Source organism: Geovibrio ferrireducens, from assembly GCF_026226615.1.
In the GTDB taxonomy this organism is placed as follows: Bacteria; Chrysiogenota; Deferribacteres; order Deferribacterales; family Geovibrionaceae; genus Geovibrio; species Geovibrio ferrireducens.
Genome location: NZ_JAJAPB010000003.1, coordinates 167,682 through 186,624, shown reverse-complemented (window position 1 = coordinate 186,624; position 18,943 = coordinate 167,682). Strand labels below are relative to the sequence as shown.

The 18,943-nt window shown below is 44.0% G+C and carries 16 protein-coding genes; 2 read left to right on the top strand and 14 right to left on the bottom strand.

What is annotated here, in order from left to right; all coding sequences use genetic code 11:
- The 5 genes from tsaE to OSQ85_RS04615 form a co-directional block, all read right to left on the bottom strand.
- Positions 1-417: a tRNA (adenosine(37)-N6)-threonylcarbamoyltransferase complex ATPase subunit type 1 TsaE gene (gene tsaE, locus OSQ85_RS04635; RefSeq protein WP_265821634.1), complete on the bottom strand. Its 417-nt coding sequence runs from the start codon at positions 415-417 to the stop codon at positions 1-3.
- A complete protein-coding gene (locus OSQ85_RS04630) occupies positions 401-1,909 on the bottom strand; it encodes an NAD(P)H-hydrate dehydratase (RefSeq protein ID WP_265821633.1) in 1,509 nt (502 codons plus the stop codon). The genes tsaE and OSQ85_RS04630 overlap by 17 nt, the downstream gene beginning before the upstream one ends.
- Before the next feature lie 2 nt (positions 1,910-1,911).
- The gene (locus tag OSQ85_RS04625) at positions 1,912-2,097 is read right to left on the bottom strand and encodes a Trm112 family protein (protein WP_265821632.1); all 186 of its coding nucleotides are present in this window, start codon (positions 2,095-2,097) and stop codon (positions 1,912-1,914) included.
- Between the two features lie 93 nt (positions 2,098-2,190).
- Positions 2,191-2,715 (bottom strand): DUF6036 family nucleotidyltransferase, encoded by a 525-nt coding sequence (locus OSQ85_RS04620; RefSeq protein WP_265821630.1) that lies wholly within the window; start codon positions 2,713-2,715, stop codon positions 2,191-2,193.
- Entirely contained in the window at positions 2,702-3,025 is a 324-nt protein-coding gene (locus tag OSQ85_RS04615; RefSeq protein ID WP_265821628.1) for a hypothetical protein, read from the bottom strand. The genes OSQ85_RS04620 and OSQ85_RS04615 overlap by 14 nt, the downstream gene beginning before the upstream one ends.
- 98 nt (positions 3,026-3,123) lie before the next feature.
- Here OSQ85_RS04615 and OSQ85_RS04610 point away from each other — a divergent pair, with 98 nt between their 5' ends.
- Entirely contained in the window at positions 3,124-4,032 is a 909-nt protein-coding gene (locus OSQ85_RS04610; RefSeq protein ID WP_265821626.1) for a TIGR01212 family radical SAM protein, read from the top strand.
- Positions 4,033-4,040: 8 nt separating this feature from the next.
- Entirely contained in the window at positions 4,041-5,438 is a 1,398-nt protein-coding gene (gene cls / locus OSQ85_RS04605) for a cardiolipin synthase (protein ID WP_265821625.1), read from the top strand.
- Here cls and OSQ85_RS04600 read toward each other — a convergent pair.
- From OSQ85_RS04600 to OSQ85_RS04560, 9 genes are all read right to left on the bottom strand, one after another.
- A complete protein-coding gene (locus OSQ85_RS04600) occupies positions 5,435-6,667 on the bottom strand; it encodes an EAL domain-containing protein (RefSeq protein WP_265821624.1) in 1,233 nt (410 codons plus the stop codon). The genes cls and OSQ85_RS04600 overlap by 4 nt on opposite strands.
- A gap of 14 nt (positions 6,668-6,681) precedes the next feature.
- The gene (locus OSQ85_RS04595; protein WP_265821623.1) at positions 6,682-7,938 is read right to left on the bottom strand and encodes an EAL domain-containing protein; all 1,257 of its coding nucleotides are present in this window, start codon (positions 7,936-7,938) and stop codon (positions 6,682-6,684) included.
- 107 nt (positions 7,939-8,045) lie between these two features.
- The gene (locus tag OSQ85_RS04590; RefSeq protein WP_265821622.1) at positions 8,046-9,563 is read right to left on the bottom strand and encodes a DUF445 family protein; all 1,518 of its coding nucleotides are present in this window, start codon (positions 9,561-9,563) and stop codon (positions 8,046-8,048) included.
- The gene (locus OSQ85_RS04585; protein ID WP_265821621.1) at positions 9,544-10,458 is read right to left on the bottom strand and encodes a Ppx/GppA phosphatase family protein; all 915 of its coding nucleotides are present in this window, start codon (positions 10,456-10,458) and stop codon (positions 9,544-9,546) included. The genes OSQ85_RS04590 and OSQ85_RS04585 overlap by 20 nt, the downstream gene beginning before the upstream one ends.
- Positions 10,455-11,471: an endolytic transglycosylase MltG gene (mltG, locus tag OSQ85_RS04580; RefSeq protein ID WP_265821620.1), complete on the bottom strand. Its 1,017-nt coding sequence runs from the start codon at positions 11,469-11,471 to the stop codon at positions 10,455-10,457. Before mltG ends, OSQ85_RS04585 begins: the two co-directional genes overlap by 4 nt.
- A gap of 4 nt (positions 11,472-11,475) precedes the next feature.
- Positions 11,476-12,597 carry a glutamine-hydrolyzing carbamoyl-phosphate synthase small subunit gene (carA, locus tag OSQ85_RS04575; RefSeq protein ID WP_265821619.1) on the bottom strand — a complete coding sequence of 374 codons (1,122 nt, stop codon included), beginning with the start codon at positions 12,595-12,597 and terminating at the stop codon, positions 11,476-11,478.
- 338 nt (positions 12,598-12,935) lie between these two features.
- Positions 12,936-14,291, bottom strand: coding sequence for a S1C family serine protease (locus tag OSQ85_RS04570; protein ID WP_265821618.1), 1,356 nt, complete (start codon positions 14,289-14,291; stop codon positions 12,936-12,938).
- Between the two features lie 75 nt (positions 14,292-14,366).
- Positions 14,367-18,152 (bottom strand): NACHT domain-containing protein, encoded by a 3,786-nt coding sequence (locus OSQ85_RS04565; RefSeq protein ID WP_265821617.1) that lies wholly within the window; start codon positions 18,150-18,152, stop codon positions 14,367-14,369.
- Positions 18,149-18,868 carry a hypothetical protein gene (locus OSQ85_RS04560; protein ID WP_265821616.1) on the bottom strand — a complete coding sequence of 240 codons (720 nt, stop codon included), beginning with the start codon at positions 18,866-18,868 and terminating at the stop codon, positions 18,149-18,151. Before OSQ85_RS04560 ends, OSQ85_RS04565 begins: the two co-directional genes overlap by 4 nt.
- Positions 18,869-18,943: the final 75 nt, after the last annotated feature.

The window sequence follows — 18,943 nt, the reverse complement described above, 5'->3', positions numbered from 1 at the left end:
CTATTCCTTTATGTGCAGCTCTCTTTCATCGCCGCCGAGATTTTTTATATCAATTATTACAAAACTTTCAAGCTCGTCTTGAAGCCTGAACTTTTCCGCCCACTCTATGAACTTGGTGGCTTTTTCCTCCATGGTTTCGAAAAAACCGATTGTCTCAAGCTCTTCAAAGTGGTTCAGCCTGTAGAGGTCAAAGTGGAGAATGTCCGTTTCGCCCCTGTATCTCTGCATCAGGGTAAAGGTGGGGCTGGAGCCCTCCTCCCTGCAACCGGACTCTTTGGCGAAGGCCTTCACAAAAGTTGTCTTGCCTGCGCCCAGATTTCCGTTGAGGAGAACTGTCTTTCCTGTGAGCTCGTTTATAAGGCTTTTTGCCGCTTTGGCGGTTTCCTCCGGTGATGATGTGTTAATCTTCAAGTTCACTTATCACCGCTCCGATCCGGCTTATCACGTCAGTGGTCATCACGCTTCTTTCGCTTTTGCCTTCTGCTGCTCTGCGTGACGCCGCACCGAGGATGTAACAGCCGAGGACAGCCGCCTCAGCTGGTTCGTACCCCTGTGAGATGAATCCTGTTATAAGCCCTGTGAGACAGTCGCCGCTGCCGCCTTTGGCGAGTGCGGGGGAACCGCTTGTATTTATGAAGGTTATGCCTTCGGGAGTTGCTGTTATTGTATCGGCGCTTTTCAGCACAAGCACCACGCCGTACTGTGCGGCAAATGTGCGGGCTAAATTCAGCCTGTCTGCCTGAACCTCATCTGCTGAGAGCCCTGTCATACGGGCAAATTCACCTATATGAGGGGTAAGCACTGCACGTCCGCGCAGCGTTTCCAGAGTTTCTTTGTCAAGGTGGTACAGACCGTCAGCGTCAACAATGGCGGTAACTGTGCTTTTGGACAGTATTTCACGGATGAATGTTCCGGTCTCTTCCTTTCTGCCGATTCCGGGGCCTATACCCAGAGCGCTTTTCCCTTCAAGGAAATCCACCGCTTCCTCTGCGCCTTCGGCTTTGAAATGGTCTTCTATACCGACCGGAAAGCTCATTATCTCAAGTGCGCCCAGTTCCGCCGTATAGTTAAGGCTGGTTGGTATCATGCAGGTTACAAGCCCTGCGCCCGCAGCGGAGCAGGATATTGAGGCCATAACGGCTGCTCCGGTTTTTCCCGCTGAGCCTCCGGCGATTACCGCGTGTCCGTATGTTCCCTTGTGGGAATCGGGCTCTCTTTTTGCAAGCCTCGGAAGGAGATCTTCCGTAACGAGGTAAAGCCCTTCAGAAACTGCCTCAACATTGAAGTCCGGTATGGATATGTCCACCACTGCCACTTCGCCGCAGAATTTTTTGGCGGGGTACATGCAGTGGGGAATTTTCGGGCGGCAGAATGTCACTGTGGCATCAGCGTCAACGCATATGCCACTTACATTATGGGAACTGCCGGAAAGTCCGCTGGGTATGTCTATGGAGATAACGAAGTTTGATGTTTCGTTCACTGATTCGATAAGCGCGGCGTAAAAGCCTGTTATCTCACCCTTAAACCCTGTTCCGAAGAGAGCGTCCACTGTTATGTCGTATGAATCAAACAGCGGAGCCTCGTCATCAAGCTCTATAATGCTTACCGGAAATTTCAGCAGAATATCGTAGTTCAGCTTTGCATCGCCTTTGAGCTTTTCAGGCTGACAGACAAATACATCCACAATGCAGCCTGCGTTTGCCAGACGGCGGGCGAGGGCGAAACCGTCTCCGCCGTTATTGCCGGAACCTGCTGCGATAGCTATTCTGTCCTTGGGGATCTCAAGTGAGCTTATATAGTCAAAAACGCCTGCGGCGGCATTTTCCATCAGCACGGCGGAAGGAATCCCCGTTTCCTGAATGGTCAGCCTGTCCGCCTCGGCCATGGAGGAGGAACTGAGAATTTCCATGATTAATACTCTTCCGTGTTCTCGACCTGTTTTGCTTCGTCAATAAGCATTACAGGGATGTCGTCTTTTATCTCGTAAATAAGGCGGCATGTGTCACAGACTATCGCTTTGCCGTTTTTTGAAACTCTCACGCCTGTTTTGCATTTGGGGCATGCAAGCACTTCTATAAGTTCGGGTTTTAAAGCCATTTTTGCGCTCCGGGTACATTTTGAGTTAATGTAAGATATTATAGCAACAAATACAAGAAGGGAAATATGCTGTAATGTAAATAGACCGAGGGGTTATTTTGTCAAAGATTCTGCAATTTTTTTCAGGTATACCTTTCTTTCCTCGTCCACGGGCAGAAGGCTTATGCGGTCATGAAGTTTGTTCATGCTGATTATTTGATGTTTCAGCATTGCTCTGACAAAGACTGAATCTTTCTCCCTGCCGACAGCCAGTTTTGATGCTGCGAGATCATGCGGTTCAAGACACATACCTGTCACACCATCTGTGTTTCTGTTGTGTATTTCAACTGTGCGTACGTCCCAGCCTGCGGGCAGAATTGCAGTTTCCGGGCCGACCCCCTGCGCATAATATCCGAAGGTTTTTTCAAAAGGGGAAAGTTCCCCTATTGAACCGTCTATAATATCAGCGAGCTCCGGCTTTTCTGCCGGGTACATGTCTGCCTCCATGGACATCAGCAGTTCATCAGGAGCATCCGGGACAGAGCCGAGTACTGACTGGCTGCCTATAACAATTATTTTTTTCTGATCAGTTACTGCTCCCGCTGCTCTGAGCAGGTGTTCAAGTTCATGCCTCCTCATTGCTGCTTCTCCATTTGTTCAGAAACTCAAAGCGTTCTTTATTTGTCAGAATCCCAGCGAAGGGTGATGATTGGCGGAGAGAATCAGCATGCTCTGAATTTTCCGTCATAAAGGCGAGACACTGTTCAGTACTGCTGTTTAAAATCTTTTTCCATTCCACAAGGTAAGGTTTTGAATGCGGCGAAACAGTATTGAGCCATTTTTCAATAGTTGCTTTTGCTTCTTCGATGAGGCAGGGCTCTTTTCTGATTTTATCCGCAATCAGGTAATGAAGCTCCAGACTGCGGCGGTCAAGTTTTTCATGTTTCATGCTACTATTATATAATTTCAGCATTCTTTTGCAAACTGTTTGGATTGCTGTGCCGAATTATCTTTCTTTCCTGAAAGCCTGAATCTATTATACCTGCCATGATGACCGACAACCTGTACCTCGATCTGAATACCTATCTCCGCCGCCGGTTCGGGCAAAAGGTGTGGAAAGTGCCTGTGGATGCGGGCTTCACATGCCCCAACAGGGACGGAACCAAGGGGCATTCAGGGTGTATTTACTGCAATAATGAGTCATTCTCCGGTGCGTCAGCAGGCGAAATAACGGAGCAGGTGAAGAGGCGCATTGAGGCTCTGAAACAGAAGAATATCAATGCGTATATCATATATTTTCAGTCATACTCAAACACTTACGGCACTCTTGATGAGATAGAAGCTAAAATGGAAAGTGCCCTCGTTGATGACGGCATAGTGTCTGTCCATATAGGCACACGCCCGGACACGGTGGATGATGAAAAGCTTGACTATCTGGCGGAGTTAAACAAGCGCTATGAGGTGGTTGTGGAGTACGGGCTGCAATCCTCAAACCCTGAAACCCTGCGTATAATAAACCGCGGCCACACAGCGGAGGATTTCGCGGAAGCAGTGCGGAAAACCTCTGTGCGGGGAATAAAGTCCTGCGCTCATATTATCCTCGGTCTGCCGAACGACACCCGTGAAGATATGCTGGAAACCGTGCGTTTTGCCGCTGCCTGCGGGGTTTATTCCGTGAAGTTCCATCATCTTCACGTAGTGAAGGATACGGAGCTTGAAAATATTTATAATCAGAGTAAAATCAAGGTTATGGACGTGCGTGAATATGCGGATGTTCTGGCGGAGTGCATTGCGCTTCTGCCGGAGGAAACTGTCATTGCGCGTCTTATGGGTGATGCCGCAGGGGAAACGCTTATTGCGCCCCGGTGGGGAATCTCCAAGAATGAGTTTATTAATCTTCTCAAAAGCGTAATGCGTGAAAAGGGACTGCGTCAGGGAGTTTTATTCGGGAGATGACCGCTTATTTGGATCTGTTTTTTCAGCATCTGGGGGAAGTTATATCGCTTATACTTGTCCTTGTTATTCTCTCCGGCCGGAGGGAGGCGAGGGCGAACTTCTCATGGCTTATGGTGGTTGTTCTGTTTCCGTTCATAGGCGCAGTGATGTACATACTTCTCGGTAATCCGAGACTTAAGCGCATGCTTGAGAAGAAGTTTAAGTCATACCAGTCCATAGCCCTCAAAAAATACGTTAAGCATGATGAAGAGTTCGATAAGAGCGGTCTGGGCGCACTTGTGGAGAAGATAACCGGGGTTGCGCCGCATATGTGCAGCAATCTGAAACTTATAATAGGCGGAGGGGAGAAATATTCGCTCCTCGGCGAGGACATAAGCTCGGCTGAGAAGTATGTGCTCATGGAGTATTACGTTTTCAGGAACGACTTTGCGGGGCAGTTCTTTGCAGATCTGCTCATAGACACCGCTGAAAGAGGTGTGAAGGTCTACCTTCTGGTGGACGGCTTCGGCTCTTTCGGCTTCACATTAAGCAGCACTTACCGGAGACTCAAGAAAAGCAAGGTGAACATAGCCGTTTTCCATCCGCCGTTAGGGTTTAAAACAGTTTCACGCATGAACTTCCGTAATCACCGCAAAATAGCAATAGTGGACGGCAGAGTGTGCTACACAGGCGGCATGAACATAGGCAGAGAATACATGGGCGGGTTTTTCGGCAACAGGAAATGGTTTGACGCTCACCTTTCCTTCGGCGGAGATGCGGTTTACCCGGTGGAGGAAGTTTTTGCCGAGGACTGGCTTTTTGCCACAGGGGAAAGCATAGAGGAGCTTATAAAAAGCGCTCAGGTGGAGCGCGGCGGCGATACCACGGTTCAGGTTGTGCCCTCCGGTCCCCATATGCCTCGCCCGCTGATATACAGCACCCTTTTCAGCACCCTGAACAGGGCGAAAAAGTCCGTTGTGATTGTCACTCCTTACCTTGTACCCGATCAGCCTGTTATAGAGACTCTTAAGAATATCAGCAGACAGGGGATAGATGTAACCGTAATTCTCCCCGGCAGGAACAACCAGCCCCTTGCCGCTGCCGCGGGGCGCTCGTATTACGAGGAGCTTATCGAGAACGGAGTGAGGATTTACGAAACCAAGGGCATAATGCTCCATGCGAAGATTGTTGTTATTGATGATTATTTTGTTATCACAGGTTCCGCCAACATGGACGGCAGGAGCTTTAAGATAAATTTTGAGCTTAACATAGTGGCTTATTCCGGAGCCTTTGCTGAGGATGTGGACAGGCTTGTCCGCTATTATCTCTGCCATTCCGAAGAGGTCGAGCTTAAAGCTGTGAGGAACCGTCCGTTTTCTGTGCGTGTTTTTGAGGGTGTATGCCGGACACTGGGGCCTGTTCTTTAGGTTTCGGCGTGCAGCTTCTGCTCTATGAAATCTATGCAGACTATATAGTTTTTTGCTCCCGCATTTGTGAGAAAGGATGCCGTGCGGCAAAGCTGCCCTGAGGCGAGGGATATATACGGGTTAGTGTAGAATCTCTCCAGTCCGAGATGGCTTATATAATAATAGTAGTCCTTTAACGAATGATCGTCCAGTTCCTCGGCCGGCCTGAAAAAGTGGTTTTGTTTGAGTGACTTCTTACCGCAGCCGCAGATGGTGGGGCCTATCTGCGTACCGTTTGAATCGAGCAGGTAAATGCACTGAACAGAGTCGTTTTCGTTTGCCGTTTCCTGAAACTCCTGAAAGAAGTCTTTTATGGCAAGCTTGTTCAGCCTCCGTTCAACCTCTTCGATAATCTTCTGGTTTTCCTTATGCTTTTCTTTATTTTCATGAATGGATGTTTCTATGTTTCTTTTAATTTTATCAGCGCAGGTAAGTATCCGGTTGATGCAGTTTTCCACTGCTATTTCATCAAATGCGCCGGGTCTTGCGAAATAGAAACCCTGATAGAGGTCTATCCCCATTTCATAGCAGGTGAATATGTCCTCTTCCTCCTCCAGACCTTCCGCAAGGGTTAGGGAACCGATTGTTTTGGCGAGCTCTATGATCGATTTTATGATTGAGCGCTGGTAATAGCTCTTGCTGACGTTGTTTACAAGGCAGCGGTCTATTTTTATTATGTCAGGTTTGGTGATCACCAGCCTGTTGAGGTTTGAGTGCAGCGCGCCGAAGTCATCCAAAGCGACAAAGAAACCGAGTTCACGGTATTTCTCTATCACTTCAATAAGCTTGCTGTTATTCTCCACAGCAGACTCAACGATCTCCATTGCTATGTTGCAGTAGGAAACACCCTCCTGATCAGCGTACTGCTTGGTGCGCATCTGGAGTTCTCCGTCCTGATTAAGAACAGCAGTGTTGAGGTTTACGAACAGCACCATATCTTTAAAATTCTTTATTTTTCTGAAGTTTTTTATGGCGGTTCTGCGGCAGAGCCTGTCCAGTTCGATGGTTGCATCCGCTTCATCCGCCGCTTCGAAAAGAAGATTCGGGGCGATCATGGTGTCATTTGCGGTGTCGTAGCCTCTGGTGAGAGCTTCAAGGCCGACTATCTTTTTTCTCTTGAGGCTCACTATGGGCTGAAAGGCTGTTATTATAGATTCTTTCGCCAGTATTGCTTTTATATCAAAGTTCAAATGACTCACCACTTTCACAGCGAACTGCTTTTATTAATATTCATATCCGCCTTTGCCTCCACAAAATCAATGCAGACGACCTCTTCCCTTCCGCTGCGCAGGTATCTGGATGACATGGTTCTGCACAGCCTGCCGGAGAGGATGGACATGAACGGATCAGTATAAAACTTTTTTATATCAAGGCGCATCAGAAAATAATAGTAATCTTTCAGAGAATGATCCACGTTTTCCGTGCTTGGCCAGTAAAGTCTGTGGAATCCGTTTTTGGAAACACAGTTTTTGCTGACTGCCTGAGCGGTCTGTATGCCTTCGCTGTCCAGAATGCATATTTTTTCGATTTCCAGATGCCTGTCTATGACTTCCTGCAGGAAGCATGTCTCCGCGGCAGAGCCGGAGGTGCGTATCTCATCCACAAGCCTGTCCAGAATCGCCTCAAAATGTTTATGCTGCTGCTGTTTTCTGGTTATTATGCCGTTGAGGTGCACCTTTATGCTTTTTGAGATTTTTTCAATCTCCTCATCGCAGCTTTCTTTTATGCTGTTGTAATCGGTTATTGGCTGGCTGAAATAAAACCCCTGAAACAGGTCAACGCCGAGCTCATAGCACTTGACGACATCTTCTTCTGTCTCAAGTCCTTCTGCGAGGGTGAGGGAGCCAATTTTTCGGGCAAGTTCTATTATTGAACGTACAATTGACTGCTGGTAGTAGTCATTATTCATGTTTGCCACCAGCGAGCGGTCAATTTTTATAATGTTTGGCTTGGATTTTACAATGCGGTCAAGGTTGGAGTGGTATGCGCCGAAGTCATCAAGAGTGACGAAAAAGCCGTAGTCCTTATGCTTTTTTACGAAGTGAACCAGGTTTTCGTTCTTTTCCACGCGTGATTCCACTATTTCGATTGCTATCATGCTGCAGTCTATGCCTGCCTCATCAGCAAATGATTTTGTCCATGACTTGCCGTTTATTTCGATCATGTCCAGGATTGATGCATCAAGGTTTACGAAGAGGATCAGGTCTTCATTCTGCGCAAATTCGCGGAAATTCTGCAATGCTTTTTTGCGGCAGAGCCTGTCCAGCTCAACAAGGCAGTTGTTCTGCTTGGCGGATTCAAACATGACAGAAGGGGGGATTATGCTCCCGCAGACAGGTTTAATGCCTCTGCTGAGCGCCTCTATACCCACAACCCGTTTTTCCTTAAGGCTGATTATAGGCTGAAAGTGAGTGATGACACTTTCTTTTTCAATAATTTCCCGAATGTTGAAACCGTTCACCGAACACCGTAAAATACTACATATAAATTAGTAGACAGAATATTGTATTTGTAAGTCATTTTGCAAGAAGTAATTTTTTGTTAGCCAGCGTAAGAAAAGTATTGTTTTCAAAGCAGTGTGATAATGGCAATCTGAACAAGCCCGAACAGAAATCCGAGCACAAACCCCAGTCTGTTTATCCATTTGAACTGATCCTTCATGAAGTCAAAGAGAATGTCCTCCACCTCATACAGATTCAGCTTGTTTATTTTATTCTCAACTATTCCGGGCAGATCCACCGCACGAACCATGCCGGGCACGTTTTTTTCCAGAAGAATGTTTATCTCCTCCAGAAGCTTGGTTTTCACCGCCAGAAAAGACTTTTTCGGCATATCATCATAAAGGTTAACTGCCCTTATGCCTTTGAGTATTTTGTATATAGCGTGGGGCAGGGTGTTTTTCAGCACACCTGAGCCCGCAAGTTTTTTGATGAGGTTCTGCGCCGTGTCCCCGTTTTTGAGGTCTATGCCTATCATCCGTGCCGCAGAGCCGATGGTAGCTCCGCGTTCAGTGAGCATGTTGCAGGCGGCTTTTGATATGCTTTCCGCAAAGCCTTCCGAGGAGAGGTATTTCTGAATGCGGGTGATGTAGTCGCTTCTGACTTCATATATGGTTTCAAAACCTATTTTCCCTGCGTGGGCATAGAGCGGTTTTTTGAGAAAATCGTCTATTTTGCCTTTTATACCGTTAGAAATTCTGCGTTTCAGGACAGGATCGCCCTTTATTCCGCCGATGAGCTTGGGCAGGTGCTCCTGCACAAGGTCGTTTATAGTGTCCTCATTGAGGAACATGTTCAGAAAGCCGAGTTTAAGCTGGTCTATTCCGCCTCCGCCGAACATGCCGTCTTTAAGGCTTGTGAGCCTTTCAGCAACCTTATTGCGGGATTCGGCATCCTCAAACAGCTTGTCGAGAATATCCAGTGCCCTGTCTGTGAGGAAATCGGCAATTTTGCCTGTGGATTCATTCAGCTTGTCAGGCAGAATATCAGCGAATGATTTTCCGGAGAGAACAAGGTTGTTCAGCCTGTTGGAGAGTTCATTTATGACCGCGGGCTGCCATTTGCCCTCAGTGAACACTTTTTTAAGGACAGGCTCAAGCCCTCCGTCAGGGAGAAGGCTGCTTATTTCCGTATCCGCCAGACGCTCAAGCATGGGTGCGGATATGGATGAAAGCGCATCGCTGAGGCTGTTCAGTGTTGCTTCATCAGCCAGAAGCTCAGTGAGTTTTTTTATCACTGTTTCTTCATGGAGACCTATTTTTTCAAGGATGTCGCTTATGCTTCCGTGGTCGGTTTTGAGGAACTTCTCAAGCTCTTTTTCTATTGTGGCGGAAATGGCGTTCTGAACATTCTCGGATTTGACAGCCTTGGCTATCTCTTCCTCGCCTATCAGTTTTTCACCGACCATAATGCCTATTTTGGATGCGAGCTTGGAGCGGTTGCGGGGTATCACTCCTATCCAGCCGAATGAATACCACCTCCGCCTGTGCGGGCGGAAGAGCATCTTGATTGCAAGCCAGTTTGTCACATAACCGACTAAGCCGGTTATGAACGGCGTGACTATGAGATTAATTGTTTGCGGCTGCAACAGCTAGACCCTCCCTTAAACCGAAGTCGGAAACAGTGAGTGTTTCCGTCCCTGTCATGCTCATAAGCTCCAGCGTGATGAGGGTTCCGGGGATAAGAAGATCCTCGCGCCCCTTTTCCATACCGGGCAGAAGGAGCCTTTCCTCCGCCGTGAGCGAACATAACTTAGTGAATATTTGTTCTATCCTCGATTTTTTCAAGGGGTAACCGTTTATTTTTCTCCAGTCATACTCTTTCATCTCAAGATCCACAGCGGCAAGGGTTGTCGGTGTTCCCGCACTGCCGATAAGGAGTTCCGGCTGAAAATCCATCTCTTTTCTTACATCGTTAAGAATTGTAAACAGCGGTATGCGGATTCTGTCCATGTGCTCTTCGATGCAGACATCACGGAAGTTGTATGAATCAGCCATTTTCACAACACCCAGGGGTATGCTCATTACCTTTGCGGGCACATTCGGCTCAATATATATGAACTCAGTGGAGCCGCCGCCTATATCGAAAATCAGGGTTCTGCGTCCGCCTGTCTCTATGCCGGACTGAACACCCGCCAGCTCAAGAGCGGCCTCGGTTTCGCCGTCAATTACGTTTATATTCACGCCTATCTCGCGCGCAGGTATCAGCAGGTCGTCCCTGTTGGAACATTCACGCACTGCGCTGGTGGCCACAGCCGCCAGCTTGCCCGCTTTGTGCTCCTCTGCGGCTTTTGCAAACTTCTGGAGAGCAATGAGGGTTTTCATGGCAGATTCCTCTGAGATTCTGCCTGTATTTTTAAGCCCGTTGCCGAGCCTTGTTATAATTCTGTCCGTGTGGATAATTTCGGTGAGGGTTCCGTGCTGAACCTCAGCTATAATGAGCCTTACGGCATTTGAGCCTATATCTATGGCGGCCACTCTCATTTCTGCCCCCGTTTTATCTGATGCAGATAGACCTGTCTGCGGTGTTCGTCGTATGTTTTTGTGAAAACGTGTGTCCTGTCCTGTCTGGCTACGAAGAAGAGATAATCGGTCTCGGCGGGGTATGCCGCCGCCTCAAGGGACTGTCTGTCCGGATTGGAGATAGGAGTGGGGGGAAGCCCTCGTATAACGTATGTGTTGTAAGGGTTTTCACCGTCCCTTATATCTTCCTTGCGGATGTTTCCGTCAAACTCGGCGTATTTCCCGTAAATTATTGTGGGATCAGCCTGAAGCCGCATCCGTTTTTTCAGCCTGTTATAGAAGACGGAGGCAACGGTTTTAGCCTCTTCATCTATGTAGGTCTCTTTCTGAACTATTGAAGCCAGTATCAAAGCCTGATAAAAGGTTAAGCCTTTTTCCTCCGCTCTTTCGGCGAAGTCATAGGGCAGATTGTTCAGGAAGTTGGCGTACATTGTGCGTATAACATAGTCCGCCTTGGTGTAAGGCGGAAAGAAGTATGTATCGGGGTAAAGGAAGCCTTCAATGGTTGGGGCGGGGATTCCCGTCAGTCTGAATATGAACTCATCATCCAGAGCCGTTTTCAGGAAGTCCTCGGCGCTTATTATATTTGCCTTTTCAAGGACTGACGCTATGTCGTGTATGTTGTAGCCTTCCGGGATGGTAATCTTAAGAGTGGACTGTGTTCCCTTAAAAATATTTTCCAGATAATCCCTGAGCAGCATGTTTTCGGCACGGTAGTAGCCGTATTTTATGCGCCTGTCGGCCTTTTTGACGTGGATTAGATATTCCCGGAAATAGGGAGGGGTGTTCAGGTAGGTGAACACCCTGTCGTAAAACTGATTAAATGTGCCGTTTTTCGGCAGGTCAAGCTCAAGGGTGACTTCCGTTGTTTCCAGAAACTTTTCGCATTTCACGATCCATAAGCCCAGAACACCTGTCACCGCAAAAGCAATAACTGTCGTTACAATAACGGCGGCGATGATTTTTTTAACCATCGCCCTACGCCTTGCTCTCCTCTATCATGTCAACGAACCTTTTGAAAAGATAAGTCGCATCATGGGGTCCGGGGCCGTTTTCAGGGTGATACTGAACGGCGAATATCGGATATTTTTTATGTTTCAGCCCCTCAACTGTCTTATCGTTGAGGTTCATGTGGGTTACTTCAACCTGATCGCCCAGACTTTCAATATCGACGGCGAAGCAGTGGTTCTGAGCGGTTATCTCGACTTTTCCTGTCTCGTTGTCCATAACAGGCTGATTGCCGCCGTGGTGGCCGAATTTCAGCTTGTATGTTCTTCCGCCGAGGGCAAGACCCAGAATCTGGTTGCCGAGGCATATGCCGAACATGGGGTATTTGCCTATAAGCTGTCTTGTGAGCTCTATTCCGTATGTGACCGCTTCTGGGTCTCCGGGGCCGTTGGAGAGGAAAACTCCGTCAGGCTTGAGAGCATCTATCTCTTCAACTGTTGCGGTGGCGGGAACAACCGTCACTTTGCAGCCGAGATCAGCCATATTGCGCAGAATGTTTCTTTTTATGCCGAAATCTATCGCGGCAATGTGGTATTTGGGGCTTTCAATATTTCCGTAGCCCGTGCCGAGCTGCCAGCTTGTCTGAGTCCACTCGTATGGTTTCTGACAGGTAACTTCCTTCACAAGGTCTCTGCCGACTATGGTCTGTATGCCTGCGGCCTGTTTTCTGAGCGCTTCAATGTCCTCCGTCTGAGTGGAGATAACGGCGTTCATTGAGCCTCTTTCCCTTATGTGGCGGACAAGCTTTCTGGTGTCTATGCCTTCTATGCCGATTACGCCGTATTTTTTAAGGAAATCACCCAGACTGCCGTTAGACCTGTAGTTTGAGTGCACCCTGCTGTGCTCCTTGACTATGAAAGCGGAGAGGTAAGGGCGGTCGGCCTCGAAATCCTCTTCGTTAACACCGTAGTTGCCTATCAGCGGGTAGGTCATTGCCACCATCTGTCCGTAGTAGGAGGGGTCAGTGAGTATTTCCTGATAACCTGTTATGGAGGTGTTGAAGACCACTTCACCTTCTGACGTTCCGTCTGCTCCGAAACTTTTTCCTTCAAACACAGTGCCGTCTTCCAGCACAAGAAAAGCTTTGCTCATTAATACCTCTTATTTATAACAAAAATCCGTACACCCTGTCGTATTTTCGTACACGCTCGCGCCGAACTTCGTTCGTCTCCGCTTCGCACGGCGCGCTCCCGTCCGTGGGAGCGTTGGGGCGTGTAGTTTACCAATATCTATAACAAAAATCCGTTCATCCTGTGGTATTTTCGTACACGCTCGCTTTATGGGAGTGTGTATTGTACTGTGCTCGTATCTATCTCACCGTCATCTTCAAGGCACATGGATGTGCCGCCCGCCGTGCGCAGCGAAGCCTTGCTTAGCAAGGTGCGAGCGTGTATGCAAACCGGACAGGATGTACCGATTTGCATTGTCAGTTACGGGTTCAGCTTGACCTGCAAAAGCCGTCCGTTTCTGTACACCGTGAGTATGAACGGTTTGTCCTGATTTTCCTCAATCATCCGGCTGAGCTGCTCAAGACTGTTAAGCTCCGTTCCGTTGAGAGCTACGACTATGTCGCCCGTTGTTATATATCTCGTACCTTCGCTTTTTGCCACGGTAAGATAACCATCTTTCTCGTTCACTGCAATACCGTATTTAGTATCCAGATATTTTAATCCGAAATCGGAAGGCCTTTCTGTGAGTACAAGTCTTCCTTTAAAGGTTCCGTCTGCTCTTCTGATGCCTACTTCCACAGACGAACCGGGGGGATAGCTCCGGAGAATGTGGTACATTACCTCTTCACTGTTAATGGGCACTCCGCCAAGTTCAATAATCTGATCTCCGGGTTTAAGCCCTATCTCTTCGGCGTTGGAATTTTTTTCAACGGATTCGATCACAGGCATCATGTCCTCACCCTGAGCGGTATCCTTGACAGTGAAACCCACATGGCCGCGGCGCAGCTTGCCGCTTTTAATTATTTCGGGCAGAACTCTTTTTATGGTGTCCGCCGGGATGGAAAAGCCTATCCCCTGCGCCTGACGGTGGATGGCGGTGTTAATGCCTATCACCTCACCGTTTATGTTGATCAGCGGGCCGCCGGAGTTGCCGGGGTTTATGAGTGCGTCAGTCTGTATGAACACGCTGTAGTTGTTGCCGATATTCATCATCCTTGCTGCGGCGCTGATTACGCCTGTCGTCACCGAACTGCTGAGGCCGTAGGGGTTGCCTATGGCTATTATGGGTTCGCCAAGCATCACATCCGAGCTTGTGCCGAGGGTGGCTGCGGGAAATTTCTTTGTATTGTCTTTTATTTTCAGAACAGCAAGGTCAATGGACTCGTCCCCGCCGATGAACTCTGCCTCGTAGTTGGCATTGTCGCGGGTTATAACAAAAATAGTTGTGGCGTCTTTTACCACATGATAGTTGGTGACCACCGTTCCGTCATCACGGATAAAAACACCGGAGCCCAGACTCTGGGTTTTGTAGCTGCGTTTGCGCAGTCCGAAGAAATCGTCAAAAAAAGGATCATTAAAGAAGGGGCTGACATTTGTTTCCACGGTTTTTTCCGTGCGGATGTTCACCACGCTGTCTTCAATTTTGCGTATTGCAAGAACAGTGGGAGTGACCCTGCTGGACTCGGATGCATCCGGCTGATGTCCGGGATGAACAGGAGCCACAGCCTCCGCCTTCGGCTGCTGATCGTCAGCCTGCGCGGGCTTTTCGTGCTTTGCCGCTCCGCAGCTTACGCTGAGGATGATAATTATGAGGACTGCTGATAATTTTCTGAACATTTAACTCTCCGACGGGTAAAAATTCTATCAGAAAATGGACGCATAAAAAAGATGTTTTGTTCGCCAGTTTTATTTTTAAAAGGTTAGATCTATGCAGAGAACTTTAATGGAATCACTTTTTTCTTGTGGAATATTGCTTATAATTTTGTTTACCATGTTTTCTTGATTTTTCGTTTTATTGAAGAAAAATACAATATATATTCCGAATTCACAGCCATTCAGATATTTTTTATATAGTTGCTCATTTATCCCTTTATAAAGTTCACTGTTCGAGTCATTTTTGCATTCAATCTGCACTTCATAGTCCGTATTTGCTTTATACTTGATATTGATGTCAACTCTGTTATTAGCCTCATATTTCTCTTTTGTAATCAGAATATCTTTATTGTACAGATTCGATAAGTTACGCATTATTTCATCTCTGCACATATTTTCATCTTTTTTTGTCTTTGTCTTTTTAAGATGATTATAGAATGCATCCTTTTCGTTGTTTCTGTTATTTTGAATTTTATCTCTCAGCTTTTCCAACCGGGCGTATACTTCTTCGAAAAAATCTTTTTTATTTATTATTGCTTCAGATAATATAAAATTTTTTGTACTTTCAATTGAATAAGGATTGTAACTGTCATTCGCTCTTGTTGATTCTATTTGATTAAGACGGCTTAAAATTCGGTATCTCCATATGTCGCCATCATTATTATGTTGCGATAATAAATATTTTAAATCGTTATAAGGCAAATCATTTATAATGTGTTCTCTCAAAAATGATGCGCATTGGTCGTGGATTGATTGGACTCCGTTTCTATGTTTGATAAGATCCTCAGTGTTAAAGGAATTAAACATGAAATCAATCAGACGTACTTTCATTTTATTTGTAATTTTAAATGAAAAGTATTTTCTGTCCCTATCCATCAGACCGAAAACAGCTAATGCCGAACTCAATGTAAAGTTTTCTTTGTTATTGTTATTTAATAACAACAGTGCTTTAATAATATTGGTGTTTTCCTGATTAATTCCTGAGTTCCGCTGGAGTGTTTCTAAATCATTTGTAGAAAGCTCAAAAGCATATATTTTTAAAAACTCAAATAAAAATGTATTAAAAAGATCTTTATTCTGGAACACTGAAATTGAGGCGAGCTTTCTGAGACTGCTATATTTTGTATTCTTTAAGTAATTTGAAACTGTTTCATAGTTTTCTTTGAATAAGTGTTTACAAATTCTAATTAAAAAATTCTTAATAATATTTTCGGATTTCGATTTGAACTCTTTTTCATAATAGTTGTGAAATTTTAATGGAATAATGCCATGTATATTTTCATTTCTTAATGATTGAATGAAAACATAATCCAGTATTGTCTTATGGAGAGCAATAAGGTCTTCCGGTTTATTTAGAGCACACGATACATAGTAAACGTCGTCAACATTTCTGCTTTCTAATTGAGCGTCATTTATCAAAGATTCCAAGCTTAAGAGTTTATTATCGACAGGTTGGAATATCGCTTGTTTCATAATTTGCTTGAGTCTTTGAACTGTGTTTTGTTCCAGATAGTTAATTTCTGATTTTTGACGAGTAATATAGAATAATCTGGATATAAAAAAAAGATCATCGAAGTCAGATAGAATATCATCATCCGATCTCGCACTGAAATATGTTTCATTATTTTCTTTGATTTTTACGGACTTTTCTTTTCTCTTTTTTTCATGTTCTCGTTGTTCAATTTCCCACTTTTTAGGTTTCAGCATTTCATTCAGTGTTTCTTCTAGCTTATGTGTTTTAATAACTTCTTTGATTTCCTCCGTTAATTTAGGTTTTCCCGATTTATTTTTTGGTAATCCTATTATGAGAATATGTAAAAGAGATTCATTTTTTTCTTTTGAGTTAGTGTTATTGAATTTACTCATGTTTATTTCTGTTCGTCTTGTCGGAGGATATTTAGAGAAAAAACTCATCATGAAATAGCGCATATCCATGTTCGCATCATCGTCTGTATGCTTTGCGTATAGCTCGTTTGAGAGCTTTTCCAGACGGTTTTGCTTTTCTGTTTCATTTTCTTCAGAGTTGATTCTGAAAGCTTCAAAATCAAAATGAAAGAAGTCATAACTACTGCTTAACTCATAAAAAGTTGAGTATATTTTATCGGCAGTATTTTGTTCTCTGAATATTGTTTCATGGAGGTAATCATTGATGAATTTTTCCAGAAAATATAAACGTCTTCTGACTTTTTCATTGTGGAGTTCTTTAAACTTTATAAGAAGATTTTTAATAAGCTTCAGTTTCTCTTCATAAGGAGTCGAGAATAAGAAGAGACAGTCAAAAGAGCTGTCAGTATGATATAGCGTAACATAATCAACAACTTCATGCGGAGTGATTTCTTTAAGGTATAAGTATCTTAGTATTTTGTTTTTTATTAAGTCTCTTGAATCAGGAATCTCAGCATTTTTTATTTTATCCAGAACCTGCTTTAAAAAGCTGACATCAGCCTTAAGCAGTTGGATAAAGTCGGTTTTAGCTGAATAATCCTCATTATTTTCATCAATATAGTTTTTAATAAAGTCAATTAACTTTGCACTAGGGCCGGTTGCAGTTGAAATTATTGTTGAAATGAAAAAACGATAGTGAGTTTTTATATTTAGAGATTCTTGAAATTCATTTATTAAAAAGTCATCCAGTTTTGTATCATAGAATCCGATTAGTTCCGGTTCATGAAGTGAGTTCAAAAACCAAGGCTCTGTTTCCTGTGAATACTTTTTGACTTGTTTGATAATCTCTTTTTTTAATTCAATATCAAAAAGCGAGTTATCTCCATAAATAATCTGATTGTAGGGATCAGCGTTAGTTAATTCTTCTTTTTGACTTATAGAACATAGCCATGCATAGGTTGCTCTCAATTCAGATGGTATTTTGTTCTTAACTATAAACAGCGAACGGATTTTTCTGAGATTATTTTCACTTTCACTACTCAAAAAGACCTTACTCAGGAAGTAAGCAAATGCAAACTCCGCAATTGTTCTGTGGGTAAAGCAGTTATCGTTGAACAAAGTTGTATCAAGTGCTTTTTTTAAGTTCTCTTCGCTGTATTTATCGGTACTTATCATGTTTATTACGTCATCAGTAAACTTTGTGACTCTTGATAGTATATAATATGAAGCTATATAACCGACATATTCTAAAATTTCCTGTTCGCTGAGCTTTTTTAAGTCTGAGTATATTCTTGTGTGGTTCTTTTCTTTTGCTGACGATATGTACTTTTCAAAAAGCTGCATTTTTTTTTCAATTTGTTCAGGGGAGTTTTGGGATAGTTCATACAGCATTTTGAACATCTGCGGGTTTTCCAGAAAACCGTAATCTTTGTATTTTTTAATAAAATCATCTGTGTTTGCAATACCGTAGCATTGCGCCAGTTCACGTTTTTTGTCATCACTTAAAAGCTGAACGTAATAAATATTAACATCTGAGTCTAGGTAATCTTCTAATGCTTCTATATCATTATCACCGTACCAATCCATTTCTCTGCAAGCAATTACTATATTAGAAGAGAGATTCCTCAGCTTGTTTCCTAGCTCCCTTGTTACAAAGGATTTATCTGGTTTTATACTTCTGTATTCATCCAGTCCGTCAAGCAACAAGACAGTAGTTTCCTGCTTGATTTCAATGTTATTTATTAAAAATTCTCTGACTGTCGTGTATTGTGCGGTTTTTTGCTTTTCTTCTTGAAACTTTTTAAGAATAGATGTTTTTCCGCTTCCAGGTGAACCCAGAATTACTGAAAGCTTATTATTTACAATCTGGTCTATATAAACGAGCTCACTTTTATCATCTTCTTGATTATTTTTTAGTAATTCAAGATTTATAAAGGTCATAAAATCCACCCATCAAGGCAATTTTTTTGTAAAGGTTGTTTAAATTTGTGATGATAATACCTTAAAAGCCAGACATACTTATCTCTCACTGATGTTTCTTTTTTATATTCAGCTATTTTGCTATCAATTAAATTATAAAACGATTCGTTTTCTTCGTTAATAAAATCAATAAAGTAAATATCTTCACCATTTTTATTAAAGCATTTTATAAGATTAAAATTTTCTTCAGGGTCTTGTATGTTCAATTTTTCTCTAATTTCATTTAAATGATTTTTATTTGTGCCAACGATAGGCCAGTTAATTTTTGTGTTCTCAATTTTTACCGCCCTCGCTAGTCCGTTGCTGATGTATGATTTGTTTTCTTGATCTTGTTTAAGCCTGCTCCCTACCGCAATACCCCCACGAATAAAGTGCCTATCCTTGAGGATAAACTCGTACTGTTTTTCTCCGATTGATTTAAATACTTTGCTAATAGTGTCTCGATCAGAAATATCTATGTTTATTATTATCCCATCAGATATTATATCCGCTTGGCATCCTTGTAATTTTGTAAACGCATTCTTGAAGTTGTCTAGTATATTAGCAAGCTCAGTATATTTTACCTCATCTTCAACTATACTGCTGAAACCTAAAATATCTATCCAGATAAACAGTTGTTGATTGTATTCTTTCGATGAACCTGATGGAGAAATATTAGATAGACCTGCCCGCATCATTTTGAAGTTCCTTGTAACTTTTTGATTAGTTTAACTCATTGAAATTAAATTATCAATTTGTTGTATGACTGTTTT

What these genes read in the sequence shown, in the direction of transcription:
- OSQ85_RS04615 (WP_265821628.1), bottom strand. Translation starts at nt 3,025, where the DNA reads ATGAAACATGAAAAACTTGACCGCCGCAGTCTGGAGCTTCATTACCTG.
- OSQ85_RS04610 (WP_265821626.1), top strand. Translation starts at nt 3,124, where the DNA reads ATGATGACCGACAACCTGTACCTCGATCTGAATACCTATCTCCGCCGC.
- OSQ85_RS04570 (WP_265821618.1), bottom strand. Translation starts at nt 14,291, where the DNA reads ATGTTCAGAAAATTATCAGCAGTCCTCATAATTATCATCCTCAGCGTA.
- OSQ85_RS04565 (WP_265821617.1), bottom strand. Translation starts at nt 18,152, where the DNA reads ATGACCTTTATAAATCTTGAATTACTAAAAAATAATCAAGAAGATGAT.
- OSQ85_RS04620 (WP_265821630.1), bottom strand. Translation starts at nt 2,715, where the DNA reads ATGAGGAGGCATGAACTTGAACACCTGCTCAGAGCAGCGGGAGCAGTA.
- mltG (WP_265821620.1), bottom strand. Translation starts at nt 11,471, where the DNA reads ATGGTTAAAAAAATCATCGCCGCCGTTATTGTAACGACAGTTATTGCT.
- OSQ85_RS04560 (WP_265821616.1), bottom strand. Translation starts at nt 18,868, where the DNA reads ATGATGCGGGCAGGTCTATCTAATATTTCTCCATCAGGTTCATCGAAA.
- OSQ85_RS04630 (WP_265821633.1), bottom strand. Translation starts at nt 1,909, where the DNA reads ATGGAAATTCTCAGTTCCTCCTCCATGGCCGAGGCGGACAGGCTGACC.
- carA (WP_265821619.1), bottom strand. Translation starts at nt 12,597, where the DNA reads ATGAGCAAAGCTTTTCTTGTGCTGGAAGACGGCACTGTGTTTGAAGGA.
- OSQ85_RS04625 (WP_265821632.1), bottom strand. Translation starts at nt 2,097, where the DNA reads ATGGCTTTAAAACCCGAACTTATAGAAGTGCTTGCATGCCCCAAATGC.
- OSQ85_RS04585 (WP_265821621.1), bottom strand. Translation starts at nt 10,458, where the DNA reads ATGAGAGTGGCCGCCATAGATATAGGCTCAAATGCCGTAAGGCTCATT.